General features: G+C 72.4%; 14 protein-coding genes. 10 read left to right on the plus strand and 4 right to left on the minus strand.

Features of this window, described 5'->3' with window-relative positions; genetic code table 11:
* Positions 1 to 76 precede the first annotated feature (76 nt).
* Both eccCa and ABT041_RS37685 read left to right on the plus strand, forming a co-directional pair.
* A complete protein-coding gene (eccCa, locus tag ABT041_RS37680) occupies positions 77 to 4,030 on the plus strand; it encodes a type VII secretion protein EccCa (protein WP_351193325.1) in 3,954 nt (1,317 codons plus the stop codon).
* Between the two features lie 174 nt (positions 4,031 to 4,204).
* Positions 4,205 to 4,495 (plus strand): DUF397 domain-containing protein, encoded by a 291-nt coding sequence (locus ABT041_RS37685; protein WP_351193328.1) that lies wholly within the window; start codon positions 4,205 to 4,207, stop codon positions 4,493 to 4,495.
* Positions 4,496 to 4,555: 60 nt separating this feature from the next.
* Here the strand turns inward: ABT041_RS37685 and ABT041_RS37690 are convergent, their stop codons facing one another.
* The 4 genes from ABT041_RS37690 to eccB all read right to left on the minus strand — a co-directional run bounded on the left by ABT041_RS37690 (position 4,556) and on the right by eccB (position 8,251).
* Positions 4,556 to 4,846, minus strand: a complete 291-nt coding sequence (locus ABT041_RS37690; protein WP_017235850.1) for a WXG100 family type VII secretion target — start codon at positions 4,844 to 4,846, stop codon at positions 4,556 to 4,558.
* Positions 4,847 to 4,899: 53 nt separating this feature from the next.
* Positions 4,900 to 5,250 carry a WXG100 family type VII secretion target gene (locus ABT041_RS37695; protein ID WP_351193332.1) on the minus strand — a complete coding sequence of 117 codons (351 nt, stop codon included), beginning with the start codon at positions 5,248 to 5,250 and terminating at the stop codon, positions 4,900 to 4,902.
* Positions 5,251 to 5,440: 190 nt separating this feature from the next.
* On the minus strand, positions 5,441 to 6,694 hold the full coding sequence (gene mycP / locus ABT041_RS37700; RefSeq protein ID WP_351193334.1) for a type VII secretion-associated serine protease mycosin: 1,254 nt from the start codon (positions 6,692 to 6,694) through the stop codon (positions 5,441 to 5,443).
* A 12-nt stretch (positions 6,695 to 6,706) separates the two neighbouring features.
* Positions 6,707 to 8,251, minus strand: coding sequence for a type VII secretion protein EccB (eccB, locus tag ABT041_RS37705; protein WP_351193337.1), 1,545 nt, complete (start codon positions 8,249 to 8,251; stop codon positions 6,707 to 6,709).
* 190 nt (positions 8,252 to 8,441) lie between these two features.
* On the opposite strand from eccB, the gene eccE reads away from it, so the two are divergent.
* The 8 genes from eccE (at position 8,442) to ABT041_RS37745 (ending at position 19,829) form a co-directional block, all read left to right on the plus strand.
* A complete protein-coding gene (gene eccE, locus ABT041_RS37710; RefSeq protein WP_351193340.1) occupies positions 8,442 to 9,746 on the plus strand; it encodes a type VII secretion protein EccE in 1,305 nt (434 codons plus the stop codon).
* Positions 9,746 to 10,534 carry a hypothetical protein gene (locus ABT041_RS37715; protein ID WP_351193343.1) on the plus strand — a complete coding sequence of 263 codons (789 nt, stop codon included), beginning with the start codon at positions 9,746 to 9,748 and terminating at the stop codon, positions 10,532 to 10,534. The genes eccE and ABT041_RS37715 overlap by 1 nt, the downstream gene beginning before the upstream one ends.
* A gap of 217 nt (positions 10,535 to 10,751) precedes the next feature.
* Positions 10,752 to 13,940 (plus strand): SCO5717 family growth-regulating ATPase, encoded by a 3,189-nt coding sequence (locus ABT041_RS37720; protein WP_351193346.1) that lies wholly within the window; start codon positions 10,752 to 10,754, stop codon positions 13,938 to 13,940.
* A 192-nt stretch (positions 13,941 to 14,132) separates the two neighbouring features.
* On the plus strand, positions 14,133 to 15,965 hold the full coding sequence (locus ABT041_RS37725; protein ID WP_351193360.1) for an ABC transporter substrate-binding protein: 1,833 nt from the start codon (positions 14,133 to 14,135) through the stop codon (positions 15,963 to 15,965).
* Positions 15,966 to 15,968: 3 nt separating this feature from the next.
* Positions 15,969 to 17,030, plus strand: a complete 1,062-nt coding sequence (locus tag ABT041_RS37730) for an ABC transporter permease (protein WP_351193349.1) — start codon at positions 15,969 to 15,971, stop codon at positions 17,028 to 17,030.
* Complete coding sequence (locus ABT041_RS37735) at positions 17,027 to 17,911, plus strand: ABC transporter permease (protein ID WP_351193352.1); 885 nt, start codon at positions 17,027 to 17,029, stop codon at positions 17,909 to 17,911. Before ABT041_RS37730 ends, ABT041_RS37735 begins: the two co-directional genes overlap by 4 nt.
* Positions 17,908 to 18,873 carry an ABC transporter ATP-binding protein gene (locus ABT041_RS37740; RefSeq protein ID WP_351193355.1) on the plus strand — a complete coding sequence of 322 codons (966 nt, stop codon included), beginning with the start codon at positions 17,908 to 17,910 and terminating at the stop codon, positions 18,871 to 18,873. The genes ABT041_RS37735 and ABT041_RS37740 overlap by 4 nt, the downstream gene beginning before the upstream one ends.
* Positions 18,870 to 19,829 carry an ABC transporter ATP-binding protein gene (locus tag ABT041_RS37745; RefSeq protein ID WP_351193358.1) on the plus strand — a complete coding sequence of 320 codons (960 nt, stop codon included), beginning with the start codon at positions 18,870 to 18,872 and terminating at the stop codon, positions 19,827 to 19,829. The genes ABT041_RS37740 and ABT041_RS37745 overlap by 4 nt, the downstream gene beginning before the upstream one ends.
* The last annotated feature ends 234 nt before the right edge of the window (positions 19,830 to 20,063 follow it).

The raw sequence follows: 20,063 nt of genomic DNA on the forward strand, positions 1-20,063 counted from the left end.
GCGCTCGGCTGCCGACAGGGGTGGCGTGCGGATGCTCCCGCCACGAGCCCGCCTCCAACGAGGGATTGATGCGCCGGTGAGCCAGATCGTCGTCAAACGCCCGCCGAGGTCCCTTCCTCCGGAAGTGCCCGGTGAGGAACTGGTCCTGGAGTCTCCGCCGGAACTTCCGCGGGGACAGCAGGAGTCGGCGTTGATGCAGCTCCTGCCGATGCTCGGCATGGGTTCCTCGGTCGTCTTCTTCTTCATGACGCCGTCGCCGATCATGCGGATCATGGGCACGCTGATGCTCGCGTCGACGGTCGCGATGGCCGTCGCCCAGTTCGTGAGATTCCGTCGCGGTACGCAGGGGCAAATGGCCGATGTCCGCCGCGACTACCTCAAATACCTCGCGCAGACCCGGCGTACGGTGCGGCGCACGGCGCGCAGGCAGCGGGACGCTCAGCTGTATCTGCACCCCTCCCCCGAGCAGCTGTGGTCGGTCGTGGCCGAGGGCTCGCGGGTGTGGGAGCGGCGGGTCGGCGACCACGACTTCGGGCAGGCGCGGATCGGGCTCGGGGCCCAGCAGTTGGCGACGCCGCTCGTGGCGCCGGACACGGCTCCGGTGGACGAGCTGGAGCCGCTGTGTGCGGGTGCGATGCAGCAGTTCCTCGCGGTGCACGGCACCTTGGACGGGCTGCCGATGGCGGTCTCGATGCGGGCCTTCTACCACGTGACGGTGTCGGGCGAGCCGGAGTCGGCGCAGGCGGCGGCCCGGGCGCTCGTGGCGCAGCTGGTGACGCTGCACTCCCCCGACGACCTGATGCTCGCCGTCGTGGCGGCGCGGCCGGCGCAGGAGCGCTGGGACTGGACGAAGTGGCTGCCGCACACCCAGGTGCCGGGGCAGGTCGACGGGGCCGGTACGAAGCGGCTGTTCGGCGACGACCTCGGTGAGCTGGAGAACCTGGTCCGCTCGAAGCTGGACGGGCGCACCCGGTTCTCCCGGGAGAGCCCGCCGGTGCTCGACCAGCCCCACATGGTGGTGGTCCTCGACGGCGGGATGGTGCCGCCGGACTCGATGCTCGCGGCCCCGGAGGGCCTCCAGGGCGTGACGATCGTGGAGGTCGTCTCCGGTGAGCTCGACGAGCCGCGCGGTGGCCTCTCGGTGGTGGTACGGCCGGGCCGGCTGCGTCTGGAGTCCGGTGGCGGCTTCGCGTACGAGGGGCTGCCGGACGGCATCTCGCTGCCGGCGGCCGAGGCGCTGGCCCGGCAGCTGGCGCCGCTGCGGATGGGCGGCGGGGACGACGACGAACCGCTGCTCGCCAACCTGGACTTCACGGATCTGCTGAACCTGGGCGACGCGGCCTCGGTGGACGTGGCGCGGACCTGGCGGCCCCGGTCGGTGGCCGAGCGGCTCCGGGTGCCGATCGGTGTCGGCGAGGACGGCCAGCCGGTCATGCTGGACCTGAAGGAGGCGGCGCAGGAGGGCATGGGCCCGCACGGTCTGTGCGTCGGCGCGACGGGTTCCGGAAAGTCGGAGCTCCTGCGCACGCTGGTGCTGGGTCTCGCGGTGACGCACTCCTCGGAGACGCTGAACTTCGTCCTCGCGGACTTCAAGGGCGGCGCGACCTTCGCGGGCATGTCGCAGATGCCGCACGTGGCGGCGGTCATCACCAACCTCGCCGACGACCTGACGCTCGTCGACCGCATGGGCGACGCGATCCGCGGCGAGCTCCAGCGGCGGCAGGAGCTGCTGCGCTCGGCGGGCAACTACGCCAACATCCACGACTACGAGAAGGCGCGGGCGGCGGGTGCTCCCCTGGAGCCGCTGGCCTCGCTGGTCCTGGTGATCGACGAGTTCTCCGAGCTCCTCACCGCCAAGCCCGACTTCATCGACATGTTCATCCAGATCGGCCGCATCGGCCGTTCGCTGGGTGTGCATCTGCTGCTCGCCTCGCAGCGCCTGGAGGAGGGCAAGCTGCGCGGCCTGGACACGTACCTCTCGTACCGGATCGGTCTGCGGACCTTCTCGGCGGCTGAGTCGCGCACGGCGATCGGTGTGCCGGACGCTTACCACCTGCCGTCGGTGCCGGGTTCGGGCTATCTGAAGTTCGGCACGGACGAGATGACCCGCTTCAAGGCGGCGTACGTCTCGGGCACCTACCGGACGGGCGGGCCGCGTCTGGAGATCGGGCAGATGCCGGTGGAGCGGCGGCCCGCGCTGTTCACGGCGGCGCCGGTGCCGGTGGTGTACGCGGCGCCGGACCCGGCGTACCTCACGGCGCAGCGGAACGAGGAGGACGACGCGCTCGCGGACACCGTCCTCGACGTGATCGTGCGCCGGCTGGAGGGCCAGGGGGTGCCGGCGCACCAGGTGTGGCTGCCGCCGCTCGACCAGGCGCCCTCGCTCGACCAGCTGCTTCCGGGGCTCGCGCAGACCGCGGACCGGGGGCTCACGGCGACGGAGTACACGCGTCAGGGCGCGCTCACCGTGCCGCTCGGACTCATCGACAAGCCGTTCGAGCAGCGGCGCGAGGTGCTGTACCGGGACTTCTCCGGCGCGGCCGGTCACATGATGGTGGTCGGCGGTCCGCAGTCCGGCAAGTCGACGATCATGCGGACGCTCGTCTCCTCGTTCGCGCTCACCCACACACCGGCCGAAGTGCAGTTCTACTGCCTGGACTTCGGCGGCGGCGGCATGGTTTCGCTGGCCGATCTGCCGCACGTCGGCGGGGTGGCGTCCCGGCTCGACCCCGAGCGGGTGCGCCGGACGGTCGCCGAGGTCATGGGCGTCCTGAACCGGCGGGAGGAGTTCTTCCGCGCGCACTCGATCGACTCGATCGCGACCTACCGGCGCAAGCGGGCGGCGGGCGAACTGCCGGGCGAGGCCTGGGGCGACGTCTTCCTGATCGTGGACGGCTGGGGCACCTTCCGCAACGACTACGACATGCTGGAGCCGATCGTCTCCGACATCGCGGCGCGCGGTCTGGGCTACGGCATCCACGTGGTGATCACCGCAGCCCGCTACATGGAGGTGCGGGCGGCGCTCAAGGACCAGATGCTGGGCCGGCTCGAACTGCGGCTCGGTGACGTCATGGACTCCGAGTTCGACCGCAAGGTCGCGGCGAACGTGCCGACCGGTGTCCCGGGCCGCGGCCAGGTGCCGGAGAAGCTGCACTTCATGGGGGCGCTGCCGCGGATCGACGGGTCGAGCTCCTCGGCCGACCTCGCGGACGGCACGGCGGCGTTCGTCCAGGCCGTGAAGGCGAGCTGGACCGGCGCCCCGGCGCCGGCGGTTCGGCTGCTGCCGCGCAAGCTCCCGGCGGAGCAGCTGCCGAAGGGCTTCGAGTACCCGCAGCACGGCATCGCGATCGGCATCGACGAGACGAACCTGGAGCCGGTGTTCGTCGACTTCGAGTCGGATCCGTTCTTCCTGATCTTCGGCGAGAGCGAGTCCGGCAAGACGGCGCTGCTGCGGCTGATCGCCAAGCAGCTGTGCGAGCGGTACTCGCCGGAGCAGGCGCGGATCGTGGTCGGCGACTACCGGCGGACGATGCTGGAGGCCGTGGCGCCCTCGCACCTCCTGGAGTACGCGCCGATGGCCTCGGCCATGCAGATGCACATGGACGCGGTGAACACGGTGATGACGAAGCGGGCGCCCAAGCCCGACATCACGCCGCAGCAGCTGCGCGACCGCAGCTGGTGGTCCGGTCCCCAACTGTTCGTCCTGGTCGACGACTTCGAGCTGGTGGCCACCAACTCCGGGAACCCGCTCGCGGTCCTGGTGGAGAACCTGCCGTTCGCGCGGGACGTCGGCATCCGGTTCATCGTGGCGCGCAGCCAGGCGGGTGCCTCCCGGGCGATGTACGAGCCGTTCATGCAGCGGATGCGGGAGCTGGGCGCGCAGGGCGTGATCCTCTCCGGCGACCCGCAGGAGGGCGACATCCTCGGCAGCGTCCGGGCGCGGCCGATGCCTCCGGGCCGTGGCACGTTCGTCTCCCGGAAGCGCGGGACGCCGCTGGTGCAGCTGGGCTGGCTGCCCGAGCACCACTGAGCTCCCCGCAGGGCGCGGAGCTCGCCGGAGAGCGCTGAGTTCCTCGAAGGGCCCTGGCTCCTCGAAGGGCCCTGGCTCCTCGAAGGGCCCAGGCTCCTCGAACAGCCCTGAGCGGAGCGGTCCCTCCCACTAGTGTGGGAGGGACCGCCGTACCACCGCGAAGGGAAAGCGCCGATGACCGACGCAGACAACAGCACGCGCAGCGACGTCGACAGCGCTCTGGCCGCCGAGAAGGAGCGCCAGAAGGAGGAGCTGTACGCGCTCGACATCTCCGGCGTCGAGTGGGAGGGCGCCCCGGGGACGAGCCCGGACGAGGAGCGCGTGGAGATCGCCCGGCTGCCCGAGGGCGCGGTGGCGATGCGCTCGTCCCTCGACAAGGACACGGTGCTGCGCTACACGAAGGCCGAGTGGGACGCTTTCGTCCTGGGGGCCCGTGACGGCGAGTTCGATCTGCGCCGGGCCTGACAACGCGTGAGGGGGTGGCCCGCCGGGACGGGCCACCCCCTCACGCGTACTCGCAAGGACTCACATCATGCGGAACCGGGCCGCGTTGCCCTTGTCGGTGTCCTGGTAGCCGGCGACCGACTCGTCGAGGAGCTGGGCGATGCGCGCCAGGTCCTGGTTCATGCCGGCCATGTCGCGGGTCAGGCGGTCCTGGCTCTCGCGGTAGGCGATCTTCGCCTCGCCTTCCCAGTTGGAGGCGACGCGGTTGACCTCGGCCATGAGGTCGTCGAGCTTCTGCGTGAGGGTGCTGGAGGTGAGGCGGGTGTCGGCCGCCGCCTGCGTCACGGTGTCGTAATTGACCGCAGTGGTCATGGTGTTGACTCCTCGGTTGAGAGTGGCGCGGAGGACTGGTCGGGTCGGACGGCTCAGATGCCGAGGATGGCGCTCTGGCCACCGGAGGCGCCGGCACCGGAGCTGTTGTCCATCTGACGGAAGGACCGCAGACGGTCCTCCTCCTCCTGCGAGAAGCCGTCGGCGCTCATCCGCATGATCTCCTCGAGCTTCGTGAGCTCGGCGCGCATGCTGCGCAGACGCTGGTTCAGGTCGTTCTGGACCCGGTCGTACTCCTTGCTCGCAGCGCCCTGCCAGCCCGCCTGAACGCGGTCCACCACGCCGTTGAGGGACGTGATGCGGGCCTGGAGCTCGTCGGAGAAGTCCTGGATCCGGCCGGCGAGCTTGACTTGTTCGGCACTGGTTACGTTCAGGTCTTTCGACATCTTGCCCCTTCTTCCTTCGGCGGCGTCGACGGACCGGCCGTCGGGCCTACCGGTATTGATGCGGACGGGAATCTTCTGATGCCGCCCCCGTGCTGGGTTCGCACTGCCGTGCCCCCAGCGGTCACTGTAGCCATTGACGGCGGCAGTTCCAACTGCAAAGGGAGCACCCGATACTTGACCGATACGCGCGTCATCGGGCCTCCCTCCTGCGGCGGCTGTCGCGGATCACGGTGGCCGTCCCGGCGACCACGGCCACCAGGACACCTCCGATCCCCAACGCATAGGTGGCGAGCCGTTCGGAGCGCTCCTGGGGCGTCTCCGACAGCGTCAGACGGGCCGGCTCGGGAGCCGGCGGCTTGGGCGGGCCCGGGTCGGGCACGGGCGAGGAGGCGGGCGTCCCGGGCTGGTCGGCGAGCGCCCGTACCGGATCGACCACACCCCAACCGACGTGCCTGTCACGGCCGTTGATGGGACGGACGGCGGTCTGCTCGATACGGGTGACGATCTGGGCCGCGGTCCACTCCGGGTACTTGGCACGGAGCAGGGTCGCGACGCCCGCGACGTACGGGGCGGAGAAGCTGGTGCCGTTGTCGACGCACTGCCCGCCGCCCGGGACTGTGGAGACGATGTCCACGCCGGGGGCGGCGACGCCCACGAAGTCGCCGGACTGGGAGAAGGCGGCGCGTTCGTTGTTGCGGTCGGAGGAGGCGACGGCGAGGACACCGGGGAACGCGGCGGGGTAGGTCTTCTTCGACTTTCCGTCCATGCCGTCGTTGCCCGCGGAGGCCACGACGACGACGTCCTTCTCGATCGCCTTGGCCACCGCCCTGCCCATGGGCGAGTCCTCGCTCAGCGGCTGGGTGGTGTCCTGGGAGATGTTGATGACCTTGGCGCCCTTGAGCACGGCGTACTCGATGGCCTGGGCCATGGTGTCGGACTTGCCGCTGTTCTTCTCGTCGTTCTGCCGGATCGGGATGATCGTGGCCTCGGGGGCCAGGCCGACGAAGCCGGTGCCCTTGCGGGGGCGTGCGGCGATGATGCCCGCGACCTTGGTGCCGTGACCGACCTCGTCGACGGTGCCGTCGGTCTTGCCGCGCTTGTCGTCTCCGTAGGAGGGGTTGTTCTTGTCGGGCTTGAGGTAGTCCTTGCCCGACTTGGCGTCGACGGCGTCGCGCAGCTGCGGGTTGACGTCGTCGACGCCGGTGTCGATGACGGCGACCCGGACGCCCTTGCCCTTGGTGTCCTGCCAGAGCTCGTCGAGGAGGACGCGCTGGAGCGGCCAGGGGATGCCCTCGATCTGCTTCTTCATCGGGAACGTGCACTCGCCGCTGCCGTCGAGGGCCGGGCCGTCCTGCCGCGGCGCGGCGGCCGCGGCGGGAGCGGCGAGGAGGGCCGTGAGGGTGCCCGCGGCGAGCAGGGCGGCCGTGCGCTGGGTCGTCGTCACCCGTGCCACCCCCTAGGAACCCTGCGGCTGACGCGCGCTGTTGGTGTCCAGCCGGGGGCCCTTCGAGAGGAACTCCGACCACTCGATCGGGACGAGGACCGGCTGGACCTTCTCGTAGCCGAGACGCTTCTGGGCGTCGCTGGGTTCCGGCCTGCCGTCGGTCTGCTTCTGTTCGCCCGCGCCGATCTCGGAGCGGGCGGAGTCGCTGTCGCCGTTGGCCTGGACGGCGTACCGCAGGCCGGTGTCGGTGACGAGGAAGAGGGAGCCGTCGGGCGTCTTCTGCTTGCCCTGGATCTGCGTGTAGAGGAGGCCGGTGCCGGGGGTGACGTACGTGCTGGTGCCGCCGGCCGTGATGTCGGCGGGGTACGCGGTGCCGGCCCAGGTGGTGAGCTTGGTGCCGCCCTTCTCGTCGACGTCGACGAGGACGCTGCAGACGGTGTCGCGGGCGCCCTCGCCGGCGGAGGCGTTGACCTGCCTGGACCTCAGCGTGGGCCAGTGGACGTCGCCGTGGAAGAGGGTGGGGTCCGGGACGAAGTTGGGGGCGTCGACCGTGGTGGCCTCGCCGTCCATGTCCAGGTCCCGGGTCTCCGGGGAGTTGATGAGCAGCCAGGCGGTGAAGGGGGTGACGGGCTGGATCCGGCCGGGGAGCACGACGTAGTACTGGGGGCCCGAGCCGGTCTGGGCGAGGAGGACCATGCCGATCCGGTTCTCGGTCCCGTCGAGGGTGCTGTCGGGGATGTCAGTGGGGGTGCCGACCTGACCGTCGATGTGCGGGAAGTCGATCTCGTCGCCGGTCTTCAGGGTGGCGAGCCAGTCGTCGGTGACGGGCTGCGGCTCCTTGCCGAGACCGACGAGGACGGTGAGGAGCCCGGGCCGGTCGGCCTTCACCGGGTACTTGGTGCCGGTGTGGTCGACGAGGAACTGGGCGCTGCCCTTCTGGCCCTTGACGTACAGGACCTCCCCGTTCTTCAGCTGGTTGGCGCCCTCGGTCCGCTTGGTGTCGCGCTCGGCGAAGAGGAAGGTCGCCTTCTGGACGCTGGCGCCCTTGCCGCCGCCGGGCTGCTCGCAGACGGCCCAGCGCTTCTCCGTGCCCGCGTCGGTGGCGACGGGCAGCCGGTCGGGGGCGTACGGGATGCCGAGGATGGGGCCGCGGGGCGGCTTGCCCTCGTCGAGCTTCTTGTCGTCGACCTGGATGACCTGGAACTGGTCGGGGTTGAGCAGCAGTCGGGCCGAGGCGAGGTTGAGGACGGGGTGGAGCAGGGTCTTCTTGTCCTTGCCCTTGCCGGTCTCCAGGACCACGTACCGGGTCGTCGACTGCTTGCCGACGATGACCCGGGTGCCGGGGGTGTCCCAGCCCTTGGGGGCGGTGGGGCTGAACATGCCCCAGGCGCCGAACCCGGCGACGACGAGCGCGGCGACGATCAGGCCGGGGACGACCGCGCGCAGCGGCTTCGGCGCCCCCTCCTCCGTGCCGGAGGGCGAGGGTTGGAGGAATGCCGCCACCGTGCGCTTCTTCGCAAAGGTGTACGCGTTGAGCTCGTCCCGCCGCGATGCCATGAGTCCCCATTCTCGTCAGGCGCGATCTTCGCGCGGGGCTCCTCGGTGGTGACACCCGGGCCCCGGCCTTCGGACCGGCCCCCTACTATGCCTGCTGTCCCGTGGGGTTCGTGGGGCGGGTAGGGTGATCCGGCCGCCAAAGCCCTGGCGGGCCAGGGTCATCGGGATGAATTGAGGGGGATTCTCCATCATGGCTTCCGCGAGGCGGAGGCGGCCCGATGCGGCCGCTGCCTCCACACCCCCGTCCACGGGCCCCGCGCCGGCGGTCTCACCGAGGCTCCAGGCACGTCCCGGACACTTCGGTTCGTTCCGATTGCAACAGCTCGTACTGATCGAGGTGGCGGCGGCGCTGCTGCTCCTCGCCTGGGTCGTCGAGCCGATGCTGCTGGTGCCCGCGGGCGTGGTCGCCGTCGTGCTGCTGCTGCTCGCCGTGGTCCGCCGGCACCGGCGTTCGCTGCCCGAGTGGCTGGGCACCTTCCTGGCGCTGCGCGCCCGTTCGCGCCGGGCCTCCTCGTTCACGGTGCCGGAGGGCACCGAGCCGGGCTTCGCACCGCTCGTGGAGTGCGATCCGGCGCTGCGGACCTACACGTACAGCGACCGCGACCGGCGGCCGGTCGGGATGGTCGGCGACGGCACCTTCCTGACGGCCGTCCTGCGGGTCGAGTCGGACGGCACGGCGCTGCGTCCGGACCGTGCGGCGAAGCCGCTCCCCGTCGGGCTCGTCCGGGACGTGCTGAGCGTGGACGGCATCCGGCTGGAGTCGGCGCAGATCGTGCAGCACACCCAGCCGGCGCCCGCGCCGCACCTTCCCTCGCAGTCGATGGCCGCCCGCAACTACGGGCCGCTGCAGGCGCAGACGGGTTCCCCCGCGGTGCGCATCACCTGGATCGCGCTCAAGCTCGACCCCGAGCTCTGCCCGGAGGCGGTCGCCGCGCGCGGCGGCGGCATGACCGGCGCGCAGAAGTGCGTGGTGCGGGCGGCGGACCAGCTGGCGAGCCGGCTCGCGGGGGCCGGGTTCCGGGCCGGCGTGCTCACGGAGCAGGAGCTGACCTCGGCGCTCGCCACGTCGAGCTGCGCCAGTCCGATGGCGATAGCGCAGGCGGGCCGGGGGCAGGCGCAGGGCCGCAGGACCCAGGAGACGGCGCGGACCTGGCGGGTGGACGACCGGCGGCACACGACGTACTGGGTGGGGCGCTGGCCCCAGTTGGGCGGCCGGAGCGGCGGCGCGGGCGCGTCGATGCCGCAGCTGGTGGCCCTGCTGACCTCGCTGCCCGCGCTCGCGACGACGTTCAGCCTGACGCTGAGCGGCGGAGACCGGCAGGAGGTGACGGTGACCGGACACGTGCGCATCACCGGGCGCAGCGACGAGGAACTGGTGGCCGCCCGGCACGAGCTGGAGCGTGCGGCGCGCGGCGTGAAGACGGGTCTGGTGCGCCTCGACCGCGAACAGGTGCCCGGCGTTCTGGCGACGCTGCCGCTGGGAGGTGCGCGCTGATGTCCACCGCTTCCTTCGGTACGTCCCCGGTGGGGGGCGCCCCTTCCCCGGCCGCTTCCTCCGCCCGGCGTACGGGCCGTGCCACGCGGCCCCGGTTCGGTTTCGGGCTCGTCGGGCCGCGCCGCGACCGGCACTCCGTACCCCTGGAACAGCTGGAGGCGCTGGCCCTGCCGGTCGGCGACGACGGCGTGGTGATCGGCGTGGACGCCGAGAGCCGTCCGGCGGTGCTCGGCATCAACCGGCCCGTCCCGTACGACGTGACCCTCATCGGTGGTCTGTGGACCGCGCAGGTGCTCGCTCTGCGGGCGGCCGCGACGGGCGCCCGGGTGGCGGTCGAGACCGGCCGCGCGCAGGCGTGGACGGCCCTCGCGCAGGCGGCGGGCGGTGGCCAGCCGTGCATCACGCTGCACGACGTGGGCCGGGTGCCGCCGCAGGGCGCCTCGGCGGGCAGTCCGGTGGTCGTGGTGCGCGACTGCGGCATGCGGCCGCCGCGCGGCCGGGTCGTGTCGGCGCCCTGGCAGTCGGTGGTGACGCTGCTGCCCTATCTGAGCCCGGTCGCGCCCCGGCTCCTGGAGAAGTCCTCCCTGGTCGGGGTCCAGCGGGTGTCCCCCGACGAGGCGGCCCAGATCGGCCGGATCATGAGCCTTCCGCGGCACGAGTACGAGGCGCTGTCCACGCTCGCCGACGGGGTGACCCTCTGGTGTACGCAGAACGACCGCCAGTTCGTGATGACGCAGGCGACGGACGCCGAGACCGGATTGTTGGGCGGCGCCCGCCGGATGGACTGAGCGGCACGGACTCGCTTACGTACGTCCGTTTTTGCATCGTTTTGAACGGTGGGGGTTCTCACTCTGCGGCGCGACCGGGTCACTTGGGGCCCGGACCCGTTCGCGGAGGCGGGCGCGGAGGGGCCGTCGGCCCTGCCCGGGGGCGGCTCGCGGCGATTAGGGTGGAAGGGCCCCGCCCACAACGGCACAAGGGTGCTCGACCACACCAGGAGGCAAAGTGAACGGCGATCGCGACGAGATCCACGGGGGTTGGAATCCGCCCGCCGACGATCAGTCCGACGCGGATCCCGCCGAGATGACGGGTGAGTTCACCATCGACTACACCCCGCCCGCCTGGTACACGCAGAACGCGTCGGGCGGTACGGGGGCGGGCGGTGCCACTCCCCCGCCGCCGAGCGGAGCGCCGGTCGCCGTGCCGGGTCTTCCCGCCGGCAGCGGCTTCGAGCCCAGCTGGAACGTGGCGCCGCCGGCCCCGCCGGTCGTGCCCGCGCCCGCGCCTGTACCGGTGGTCGAGCCGGTCGCGCCCGTGACTCCCGCGCCGGTCCCGCCGGCCGCCGCGGTGCCTCCGGTGGGTGTGCCGCCGTTCGCCGCGCCGGGTGCGGTCGCGCCTGCCGCGCCCGGTCCCGTTCCGCCCGGTCCTGTGCCGCCTGCTGCTGTTCCGCCTGCCCCTGTCGCGCCTGCTCCCGTCGCGCCTGCCGCGGGCGCTCCCGCGCCGGCGTTCGCGCCCGTGGCGCCGGTTCCGGGTGCGCCTGCGCCCGGTGTCCCGAGTGCGCCTGTGCCGGGTGCGCCGGTCGTCGACGCCTCGCTGCCTCCCGCCGCCGCGCCCGCGGCCTCGTTCGGGGGCGGGGACGTCGAGAGCGGCGCCACCATGCGCTTCTCCCCCGCCGCCCTCCAGAGCGAGATCGCCGAACGCACGGCCGAGAAGGCGGAGGAGGCGGGGAGTTCCGAGGGCTCCGCCACCGCCGAGGCGGCGGAGCCGGCCGCGAGCGGTGGCACCGCCGAGCCCGTCGGTACGGCGGACGCCGCGCAGGACTCCCCCGCCGATCCCGCCGATCCCGGCGAGCCCGCCGGCTCGGCAGCGGCGGAGACCACGACCGGCGCGGGCAGCGACGACGTGACCGACGAGGCGTCGACCGCGTCGGAGGGCGAGGAGCCCGCCGAGGCCGCCGCCGACACGGCCGACGCGGGGGCCGAGGCCGCCGCCGACGCGTCGGGCCCGGAGGACGAGCCGGCCGCGCCCGCCACGGAGACGGAGACGGGCGCCGAGGCGGAGAACCCCGCCGCTGCCGCCACCCCCCTCCCCGCCGCGCAGCCGGTCGCCGACGCGCCGCAGGGCTTCGGCCCCGGCCCGGTCCCCGGCCCCTTCCCCGGCGCCCCCGCCGCTCCCGGGCCGTACCCGGCCGCCGGCCCGCAGGCCGGGCTTCCGCCGCTGCCCCCGTCCTTCCAGCCGGCCGCCCCCGAGCCCGCGCAGCAGTGGCCCGCGCAGCCCCTCCCGGGTGCCCAGCCGACCGCGCCGGCCGCCCCGCTGCCGCCCACCGCCGCCTGGCCGGCCCCCGGGGCACCCGTACCGCCGCAGGCCGAGCCCCAGGCGCCCGCCGGGTACGGCTACCCGCAGCCCCCGCAGGAGCCCCAGGCCCCGCAGGGCGGTTACGGCTTCCCGCAGCCGGGGACGCCTCCGCAGCAGGCCGGTTACGGCTATCCGCAGCAGCCCGGGGCGCCCGCCGGCGTCCCGCCGCAGGCGCAGGCGCCGGGCGGCTACGGCTACCCGCATCCCGGAGCCGTACCCCCGCAGGCCGCGCAGGCCCCGCAGCCGCCGTACGACGGTCAGCCGCCGGTGGATCCGCGGACCGGTGCCGCCTGGCCCTCGCCGGTGACGCACGACCACCGGGAGCGTTCCGTGCCGGGCGCCCCGCTCGGCTACAACGCGGCCGTCGAGCTCTCCTCCGACCGGCTCCTGCGCAACAACAAGCAGAAGCCCAAGTCCAGCCGGAACCCCGGCGCCGCCAACCGCTTCAAGCTCGGCGGCAAGAAGGAGGAGGCGGAGCGGCAGCGGAAGCTGGACCTGATCCGGACGCCGGTCCTGTCCTGCTACCGGATCGCGGTCATCTCGCTCAAGGGCGGTGTCGGCAAGACCACGACGACCACCGCGCTCGGCGCGACCCTCGCCACCGAGCGGCAGGACAAGATCCTGGCCATCGACGCCAACCCGGACGCCGGCACGCTCGGCCGCCGGGTGCGGCGCGAGACCGGGGCGACCATCCGCGACCTGGTGCAGGCGATCCCGTACCTCAACTCGTACATGGACATCCGCCGGTTCACCTCGCAGGCGCCGTCCGGCCTGGAGATCCTCGCCAACGACGTGGACCCGGCCGTCTCGACGACCTTCAACGACGAGGACTACCGGCGCGCGATCGACGTCCTCGGCAAGCAGTACCCGATCATCCTGACCGACTCGGGTACGGGTCTGCTGTACAGCGCCATGCGTGGCGTCCTGGACCTGGCCGATCAGCTGATCATCATCTCGACGCCCTCCGTGGACGGCGCCTCCAGCGCCTCGACGACCCTCGACTGGCTGTCCGCCCACGGCTACGCCGACCTGGTGCAGCGCTCCATCACGGTCATCTCCGGTGTCCGCGAGACCGGCAAGATGATCAAGGTCGAGGACATCGTCCAGCACTTCCAGACCCGCTGCCGCGGCGTCGTGGTCGTGCCCTTCGACGAGCACCTGGCGGCCGGCGCCGAGGTGGACCTCGACATGATGCGGCCGAAGACCCGGGAGGCGTACTTCCACCTCTCGGCGATGGTGGCCGAGGACTTCGTACGGGCGCAGCAGGCGCAGGGGCTGTGGACCGGTGACGGCCAGGGCGCGATGCCGCCGCACATGGCCCCGCCGATGCCGGGCCAGCCGATGCCCGCCCCCGGGATGCCGGGGCAGCCGGTGCCGGGGCAGTTCGCGCCCGGTCAGCCGATGCCCGGGCAGCCGATGCCGGGTCAGGTGCCCGGGCAGGCCGGTCCGATGCCGGGCCAGTACGCGCCCGGACAGCCGGTGCCCGGACAGCCGTACGCGCCGCAGCCGCCCCAGCCCGGTCAGCCGTACCCTCAGCCGGGCCAGCCCTACCCGCCGCAGGGCTACCCGCAGCCTGGCCAGCCGATGCCGGGTCAGGTGCCCGGGCAGGCCGGTCCGATGCCGGGCCAGTACGCGCCCGGACAGCCGGTGCCCGGTCAGCCGTACGGCGCCCCGGCGGGCCAGCCGTACCCGCCGCAGCCGGGTCAGCCCGGGCAGCCGGGTGTGCCGCAGGCCTGGCAGCAGCCTCAGGACGGGAACGAGTCCCAGCCGGGGCAGCCGCTGCCCCCGCAGACGGACCCGCAGGGTCCGCCGCAGGCGCCGCCAGCCCCTCAGCAGTAGGGCGTCACAGGATTAGACCAATGAGGCTCCGTATCGGCTCACCGATACGGAGCCTCTTGGCGTTCCCGCAGCCCACAAGGGGTTTGATCGATCGTTGACGACGGCAGACCACCGCTGATACACCTTCGCTTCACCGCTCGTCAGCCCAAGATCCACGACAGAAACTCCGACGCGAGGTCACGTCCCATGGTCATGGTCACGAAGGTTCCACCCCGTCCCGCCCCCGCCCGAAGAGCCCTCCGACTGCTGCTCGCCACCGGTCTCGCCGGCACCTCGCTCGTCGTCCTCCCCGGCACCGCGCAGGCGGAGGACGGGAAGTCCGGCGGCACCACGCTCACGGTCGCCGTCTCGCAGAGCATCGACTCGCTGAGCCCGTTCCTGGCCCAGAAGCTCACCTCGACCAGCATCCACCGGCTGGCGTACGAATACCTCACGAACTACGACCCGAAGGACGCCCGTACGATCCCGGGTCTGGCGACCGCGTGGACGTCCTCGGCCGACAAGCTGACGTGGACGTACACCATCCGCAAGGACTCGACCTGGTCCGACGGGCAGCAGGCCACCGCCGAGGACGCGGCCTGGACCTTCAACAAGATGATGACCGACCCGAACGCCGCCACCGCCAACGGCAGCTTCACGGCCAACTTCGCCCAGGTCACCGCGCCCGACCCGCAGACGCTCGTCATCAAGCTCAAGAAGCCGCAGGCGACGATGACGGCCCTCGACGTGCCGATCGTGCCCAAGCACGTCTGGGAGAAGGTCACCGACTTCTCGAAGTTCAACAACGACAAGACCTTCCCGATCGTCGGGAACGGTCCCTTCGTCATCACCGACTTCAAGGTCGACCAGTACATCAAGCTCAAGCCGAACAAGAAGTTCTGGCGGGGCGCCCCCAAGTTCGACGAGCTGGTCTTCAAGTACTACAAGGACGGGGACGCGGCCGTCGCCGCCCTCCAGAAGGGCGAGGTGTCCTTCGTACCGAACCTGACGCCGGCCCAGGCGGCCGCCCTGAAGACCCAGAAGAACATCAAGGTCAACGACGCCCCCGGCCGCCGCTTCTACGCCCTCGCCACCAACCCGGGCGCGAAGGCGCAGGACGGCAAGACCTTCGGCAACGGCAACAAGGCGCTGCTCGACCCCGAGGTGCGCAAGGCGCTCTTCCTCGCCGTCGACCGCACCACCCTCGTCGACAAGGTCTTCCAGGGCCACGCCGTCGAGGGCGAGGGGTACATCCCGCCGCGCTTCGGCTCGTACTTCTGGAAGCCGGAGGCCGCGCAGAAGCGGGCGTACGACCCTGCCCAGGCGGAGAAGGTCCTCGACGCCGCCGGATACCGCAAGGACGGCGCCGGCAAGCGGCTCGGCAAGGACGGCAAGCCGCTGGAGTTCCGGATCCTCTGTCACGCCACCGACCCGAACGACAAGGCCGTCGGCAAGTACCTCCAGGAGTGGTGGGGCAAGCTCGGCATCGGCCTGAAGGTCGAGTGTCTGGACAGCGTCTCCGACCCCTGGGTCAAGGGCGACTACGACCTCGCGTTCGACGGCTGGTCGGTCAACCCCGACCCGGACTACGTGCTCTCCATCCACACCTGCGGCACGCTCCCGGCGACCCCGAAGGACTCCGGCGCCACCGACAACTTCATCTGCGACAAGGAGTTCGACGGGCTCTACGCGCAGCAGGCGGTCGAGTACGACGCCGCCAAGCGGGCGGATCTGGTGAAGCGGATGCAGTCCCGGCTGTACGACACGGGGTACATGAACATCATGGCCTACCCGAACGCCCTGGAGGCGTACCGCACGGACCAGATCAAGTCCATCACGACCATGCCCGAGGCCGCCGGGAACCTGTGGGGCCAGGACGGCTACTGGAGCTGGTGGTCGGCCGTGCCCACGGCCCAGGCAGAGGACTCCGACGGCGGCTCGTCCACCGGGGTGATCATCGGCATCGCCGCGGCCGTGGTCGTCGTGGTCGGTCTCGGCGTCTTCCTGGGGATGCGCCGCCGCTCCACCGCCGACGACCGCGAGTAGTACGTGACGACGGCAAGCACCCCCGCCGACGTGGCGCGGGCCGAGAAGGCCCGCGCCGCGGACGGCGCACCCCGCACCGGTTCCTCCCTCGGCTATCTCCGCCACGCGGCGGGGAAGCTGGGCGGCGCGCTCGTCTCCCTCTTCGCCGTCCTGGTCACCAGCTTCTTCCTCTTCCGGATCATCCCCGGTGACCCGGTGAAGGCGATGACCCATGGCGTGCCCACCTCCGCCGAGCAACTCGCCACCCTGCGCCGCCAGTTCGGGCTCGACCTGCCGCTGTGGCAGCAGTTCACCGACTACTGCGCCAAGGCGCTGAGCGGCGACCTCGGCACCTCGTTCCAGTTCCGCGCCCCCGTCGGGGACCTCATCGCGGAGAAGCTCCCGGCGACGCTGCTGCTCACCGGGGTCGCCGTGGTGATCTACTCGGCGCTCGGGCTGTGGCTGGGCACCCGCTCGGCCTGGCGGCACGGCGGCCTCGGCGACAAGCTGAACACCGGGATCGCGCTGACCCTGTGGTCGGTGCCCTCCTTCTGGCTCGGACTGCTCCTCATCATCGTCTTCTCGGTCGGCATGGGGCCGATCCCGGGGCTCTTCCCGACCGGCGGCATGGAGTCGGGCACGGGAGAGACCGGCTTCGCGTACGTCCTGGACGTCGCCCACCACCTGGTCCTGCCCGTGGTCACGCTCGTCGCCGTCGGCTACGCGCAGACCCTCCTCGTGATGCGGTCCTCGCTGCTCGACGAGATGGGCGGCGACTATCTGACGACGGCGCGGGCCAAGGGGCTGCGGGACGACGCCGTGCGGCGCCGGCACGCCGTGCCGAACGCGCTCCTGCCGACCGTCACCATGATCTTCATCAACCTGGGCCATGTGGCGGCCGGTTCGATCCTGGTGGAGACGGTGTTCTCCTGGCCGGGGCTCGGCGGGCTCTTCTACCAGGCGCTGAGCGTGCCCGATCTGCCGCTCGTGCAGGGCCTGTTCGTGGTCTTCGCCGGAGCGATGATCCTCATGAACCTGATCGCCGACCTGCTCTATCCGCTGCTCGACCCCCGGGTGGGCCGATGACCTCTCTCGCATGGGAGCGCCGCAAGGGTTCGGTCGCGCGCTTCTGGACCTCGTACCGGACCCACCGCGCCGGTCTCTACGGTCTCGTGGGCCTCGCCCTGATCGCCCTGCTCGCGCTCACCGCCCCGCTGACCGTCGGCGCCGACGTGCAGTCGGTGACCGAGGCTCCGGGCACGGCCCTGGAGCCGCCGAGCGCCGAGTTCCCGCTGGGCACCGACCAGTTCGGGCGCTCGCTGCTCGGCCTGCTGATCTGGGGCGCCCGGATCTCGCTGCTCGTCGGTCTGCTCGCGGCGGCCCTGTCAGTCGCGATCGGGACCCTGGTGGGCATCATCGCCGGGCACTACGGCGGCTGGTTCTCGACCGTCGTCATGCGGATCACCGACTGGTTCCTGGTGATGCCGACACTGGTGCTCGCGATCGTCCTCGCGACCGTCATGTCCCGGTCGATGTGGACGGTGGTCCTGGCGATCGGCGTGACCTCCTGGCCGACGACCGCCCGACTCGTACGGGCGCAGACCATCGCGGTGGAGTCCCGCCCGTACATCGAGCGGGCGACCGCGCTCGGCGGCGGCCACCGGCACGTCATGACCCGGCACGTGCTGCCGAACGTGATGCCGCTGGTCCTCGCCCAGACCACGCTCGGCATCTCGACCGCCATCCTCACCGAGGCCACCCTCGCCTTCCTCGGCCTCGGCGACCCGACGGTCGTCTCCTGGGGCGGGATGCTCCAGGACGCCCGGGAGGCGGGCGCCGTCTCCTCCGGGCACTGGTGGTACCTGGCCCCGCCCGGGATCGCGATCGCGCTGGTCGCGCTCGCGTTCACGCTCTGCGGCCGGGCCGTGGAGTCCGTGCTGAACCCGAAGCTGGGGGTGGGGCGATGAGCCTCCTGGAGGTACGGGACCTCAGGGTCACGTACGGGTCGGGCGCGGCCGCCGTGCCCGCCGTACGCGGAGTCGACCTGACCCTGGAGTCGGGGACCAAGCTGGGCGTCGCCGGCGAGTCGGGCTGCGGCAAGTCCACGCTCGCGCTCGCGCTGCTCCGGCTGCTTCCGGCCTCGGCGCGGATCGAGGGCGAGATCCTGCTCGACGGCGACGACGTCCTCGCCATGTCGTGGGGGCGCCTGCGGGCCGTGCGCTGGGCGGGCGCGTCGATCGTCTTCCAGGGCGCGATGCACTCGCTGAACGCGGTGCACCGGATCGGCGACCAGATCGCCGAGCCGCTGCTCGTGCACGGCCGGGCGACCCCGGCGGCGGCCCGCAAGAGGGTCGGCGAGCTGCTCGAACACGTCGGCCTTCCGGCCGCCCGGGCCGCCGCCTATCCGCACGAGCTGTCCGGCGGGCAGCGGCAGCGCGTGATGATCGCGATGGCGCTCGCCTGCGATCCGCGGCTGATCGTCGCGGACGAGCCGACGACCGCGCTCGACGTGATGATCCAGGCGCAGATCCTGCGCCTGATCGAGCGGCTCGTCGCCGAGCAGTCCATCAGCCTCCTGATGATCAGCCACGACCTGGCGGTGCTCGCCGACACCTGCGACCGGCTCGCCGTGATGTACGCGGGCCGGATCGTCGAGGAGGGGCCGGCGCGGGCGGTGTACGAGGCGGCCGAGCACCCCTACGGGCGGGCGCTGTCCTCGGCGTTCCCGCGGATCGGGGACCTCGCGTCCCGGCGGGCGCCGCGCGGCCTGCCCGGTGACCCGCCGGACCCGGCGGACCTGCCCGGCGGCTGCACCTTCCATCCGCGCTGCCCGGTCGCGGTGGACGCCTGCGCGGAGCTCGATCAGGAACTGCGGGAGGCCGGCGCGGGACGCCGGGCCGCCTGCGTACACGTGGGGAGCGCGTCATGAGCCTGCTGTCGGCGCGCGGACTGCACGTGACCTTCCCCGGCCGCCGGGGCGCGCCGCCCGCGCGTGCGGTGGACGGCGTGGACCTCGACATCGGCGCCGGGGAGATCGTGGCCCTGGTGGGCGAGTCGGGCTGCGGCAAGACGACGCTGGCCCGCTCCCTGCTCGGCCTGGTCCGGCCGACGTCGGGGGCGGTCTCCTTCGACGGGCAGCCGCTTTCGTACTCCTCCGGGGCGCTGCGGGCCTACCGGAAGCGGGCGCAGCTGGTCCTCCAGGACCCGAGCGGTTCGCTGAACCCCCGGCACACCGTGTACGACGCGGTGGCGGAGGGGCTGCGGATCCACGGCCACGCGGGGGACGAGCGGGCGGCCGTCGCAGAGGCCCTGTCCCGGGCCGGACTCCGCCCCCCTGAGCGCTTCTTCCTCCGCTACCCGCACGAGCTGTCCGGCGGCCAGCGGCAGCGCGTGGTCATCGCGGGCGCGCTCGTCCTCGAACCCGAACTGATCGTCGCCGACGAGCCGGTGGCCTCCCTCGACGCGTCCGTACGGGGCGAGATCCTGGCGCTGCTGCTGCGGCTGCGCGACGAACTCGGCCTGTCGGCCCTGGTGGTGACCCACGACCTGGGGCTCGCGTGGAACATCGCGGACCGGGTGGCGGTGATGTACCTGGGGCGGGTGGTGGAGACCGGCACGGTGGAGTCCGTCCTGAAGAACCCTCAGCACCCCTACACGCGGGCGCTGTTGTCGGTGCTTCCGGAGTCGGAGGGGGCGCCGGTGGTGCTGACCGGCGAGCCGCCGGACCCGTCCCGCATCCCGTCCGGCTGCCGCTTCCACGCCCGCTGCCAGCTCCTCGCCTCGGGCGAGGCGGCGGTCGTCGCGGACCGCTGCCGGGGGGAGGACCTGGCGGTCCTGTCGGGGGGTGGGGAGGGGGTGGCGTGCCACTGGGTGACACGGAGCTGAGCGAGGGCCCGGCCGTTGTGGGCATGCGTTCCGCCGGGGCGGTGCCCACCCCCGTTGTGGGCATGCGTTCCTCCCCCAGACTTCGTCCGGGAGGTGCCCCCAGGGCGGAACGGGTGGGCACAACGGACGGCGCCCTTGCCGGCGCCAGAGGCTTCCGCGCCTGGACCCGCACCACCCGCTCGCGACTCCCCGCGCCCGCGGCGGGAGCCGATCCGCGGAGGCGTTGTCAGTACC

It is taken from the genome of Streptomyces sp. NPDC002825 (genome assembly GCF_040295385.1).
In the GTDB taxonomy this organism is placed as follows: domain Bacteria; phylum Actinomycetota; class Actinomycetes; order Streptomycetales; family Streptomycetaceae; genus Streptomyces.

Coding starts and splice junctions, on each gene's coding strand:
- ABT041_RS37715 (WP_351193343.1), top strand. CDS start 9,746: ATGTCCACCGCTTCCTTCGGTACGTCCCCGGTGGGGGGCGCCCCTTCC.
- eccB (WP_351193337.1), bottom strand. CDS start 8,251: ATGGCATCGCGGCGGGACGAGCTCAACGCGTACACCTTTGCGAAGAAG.
- ABT041_RS37725 (WP_351193360.1), top strand. CDS start 14,133: ATGGTCACGAAGGTTCCACCCCGTCCCGCCCCCGCCCGAAGAGCCCTC.
- ABT041_RS37740 (WP_351193355.1), top strand. CDS start 17,908: ATGAGCCTCCTGGAGGTACGGGACCTCAGGGTCACGTACGGGTCGGGC.
- ABT041_RS37695 (WP_351193332.1), bottom strand. CDS start 5,250: ATGTCGAAAGACCTGAACGTAACCAGTGCCGAACAAGTCAAGCTCGCC.
- eccE (WP_351193340.1), top strand. CDS start 8,442: ATGGCTTCCGCGAGGCGGAGGCGGCCCGATGCGGCCGCTGCCTCCACA.
- ABT041_RS37735 (WP_351193352.1), top strand. CDS start 17,027: ATGACCTCTCTCGCATGGGAGCGCCGCAAGGGTTCGGTCGCGCGCTTC.
- ABT041_RS37745 (WP_351193358.1), top strand. CDS start 18,870: ATGAGCCTGCTGTCGGCGCGCGGACTGCACGTGACCTTCCCCGGCCGC.
- ABT041_RS37685 (WP_351193328.1), top strand. CDS start 4,205: ATGACCGACGCAGACAACAGCACGCGCAGCGACGTCGACAGCGCTCTG.
- ABT041_RS37690 (WP_017235850.1), bottom strand. CDS start 4,846: ATGACCACTGCGGTCAATTACGACACCGTGACGCAGGCGGCGGCCGAC.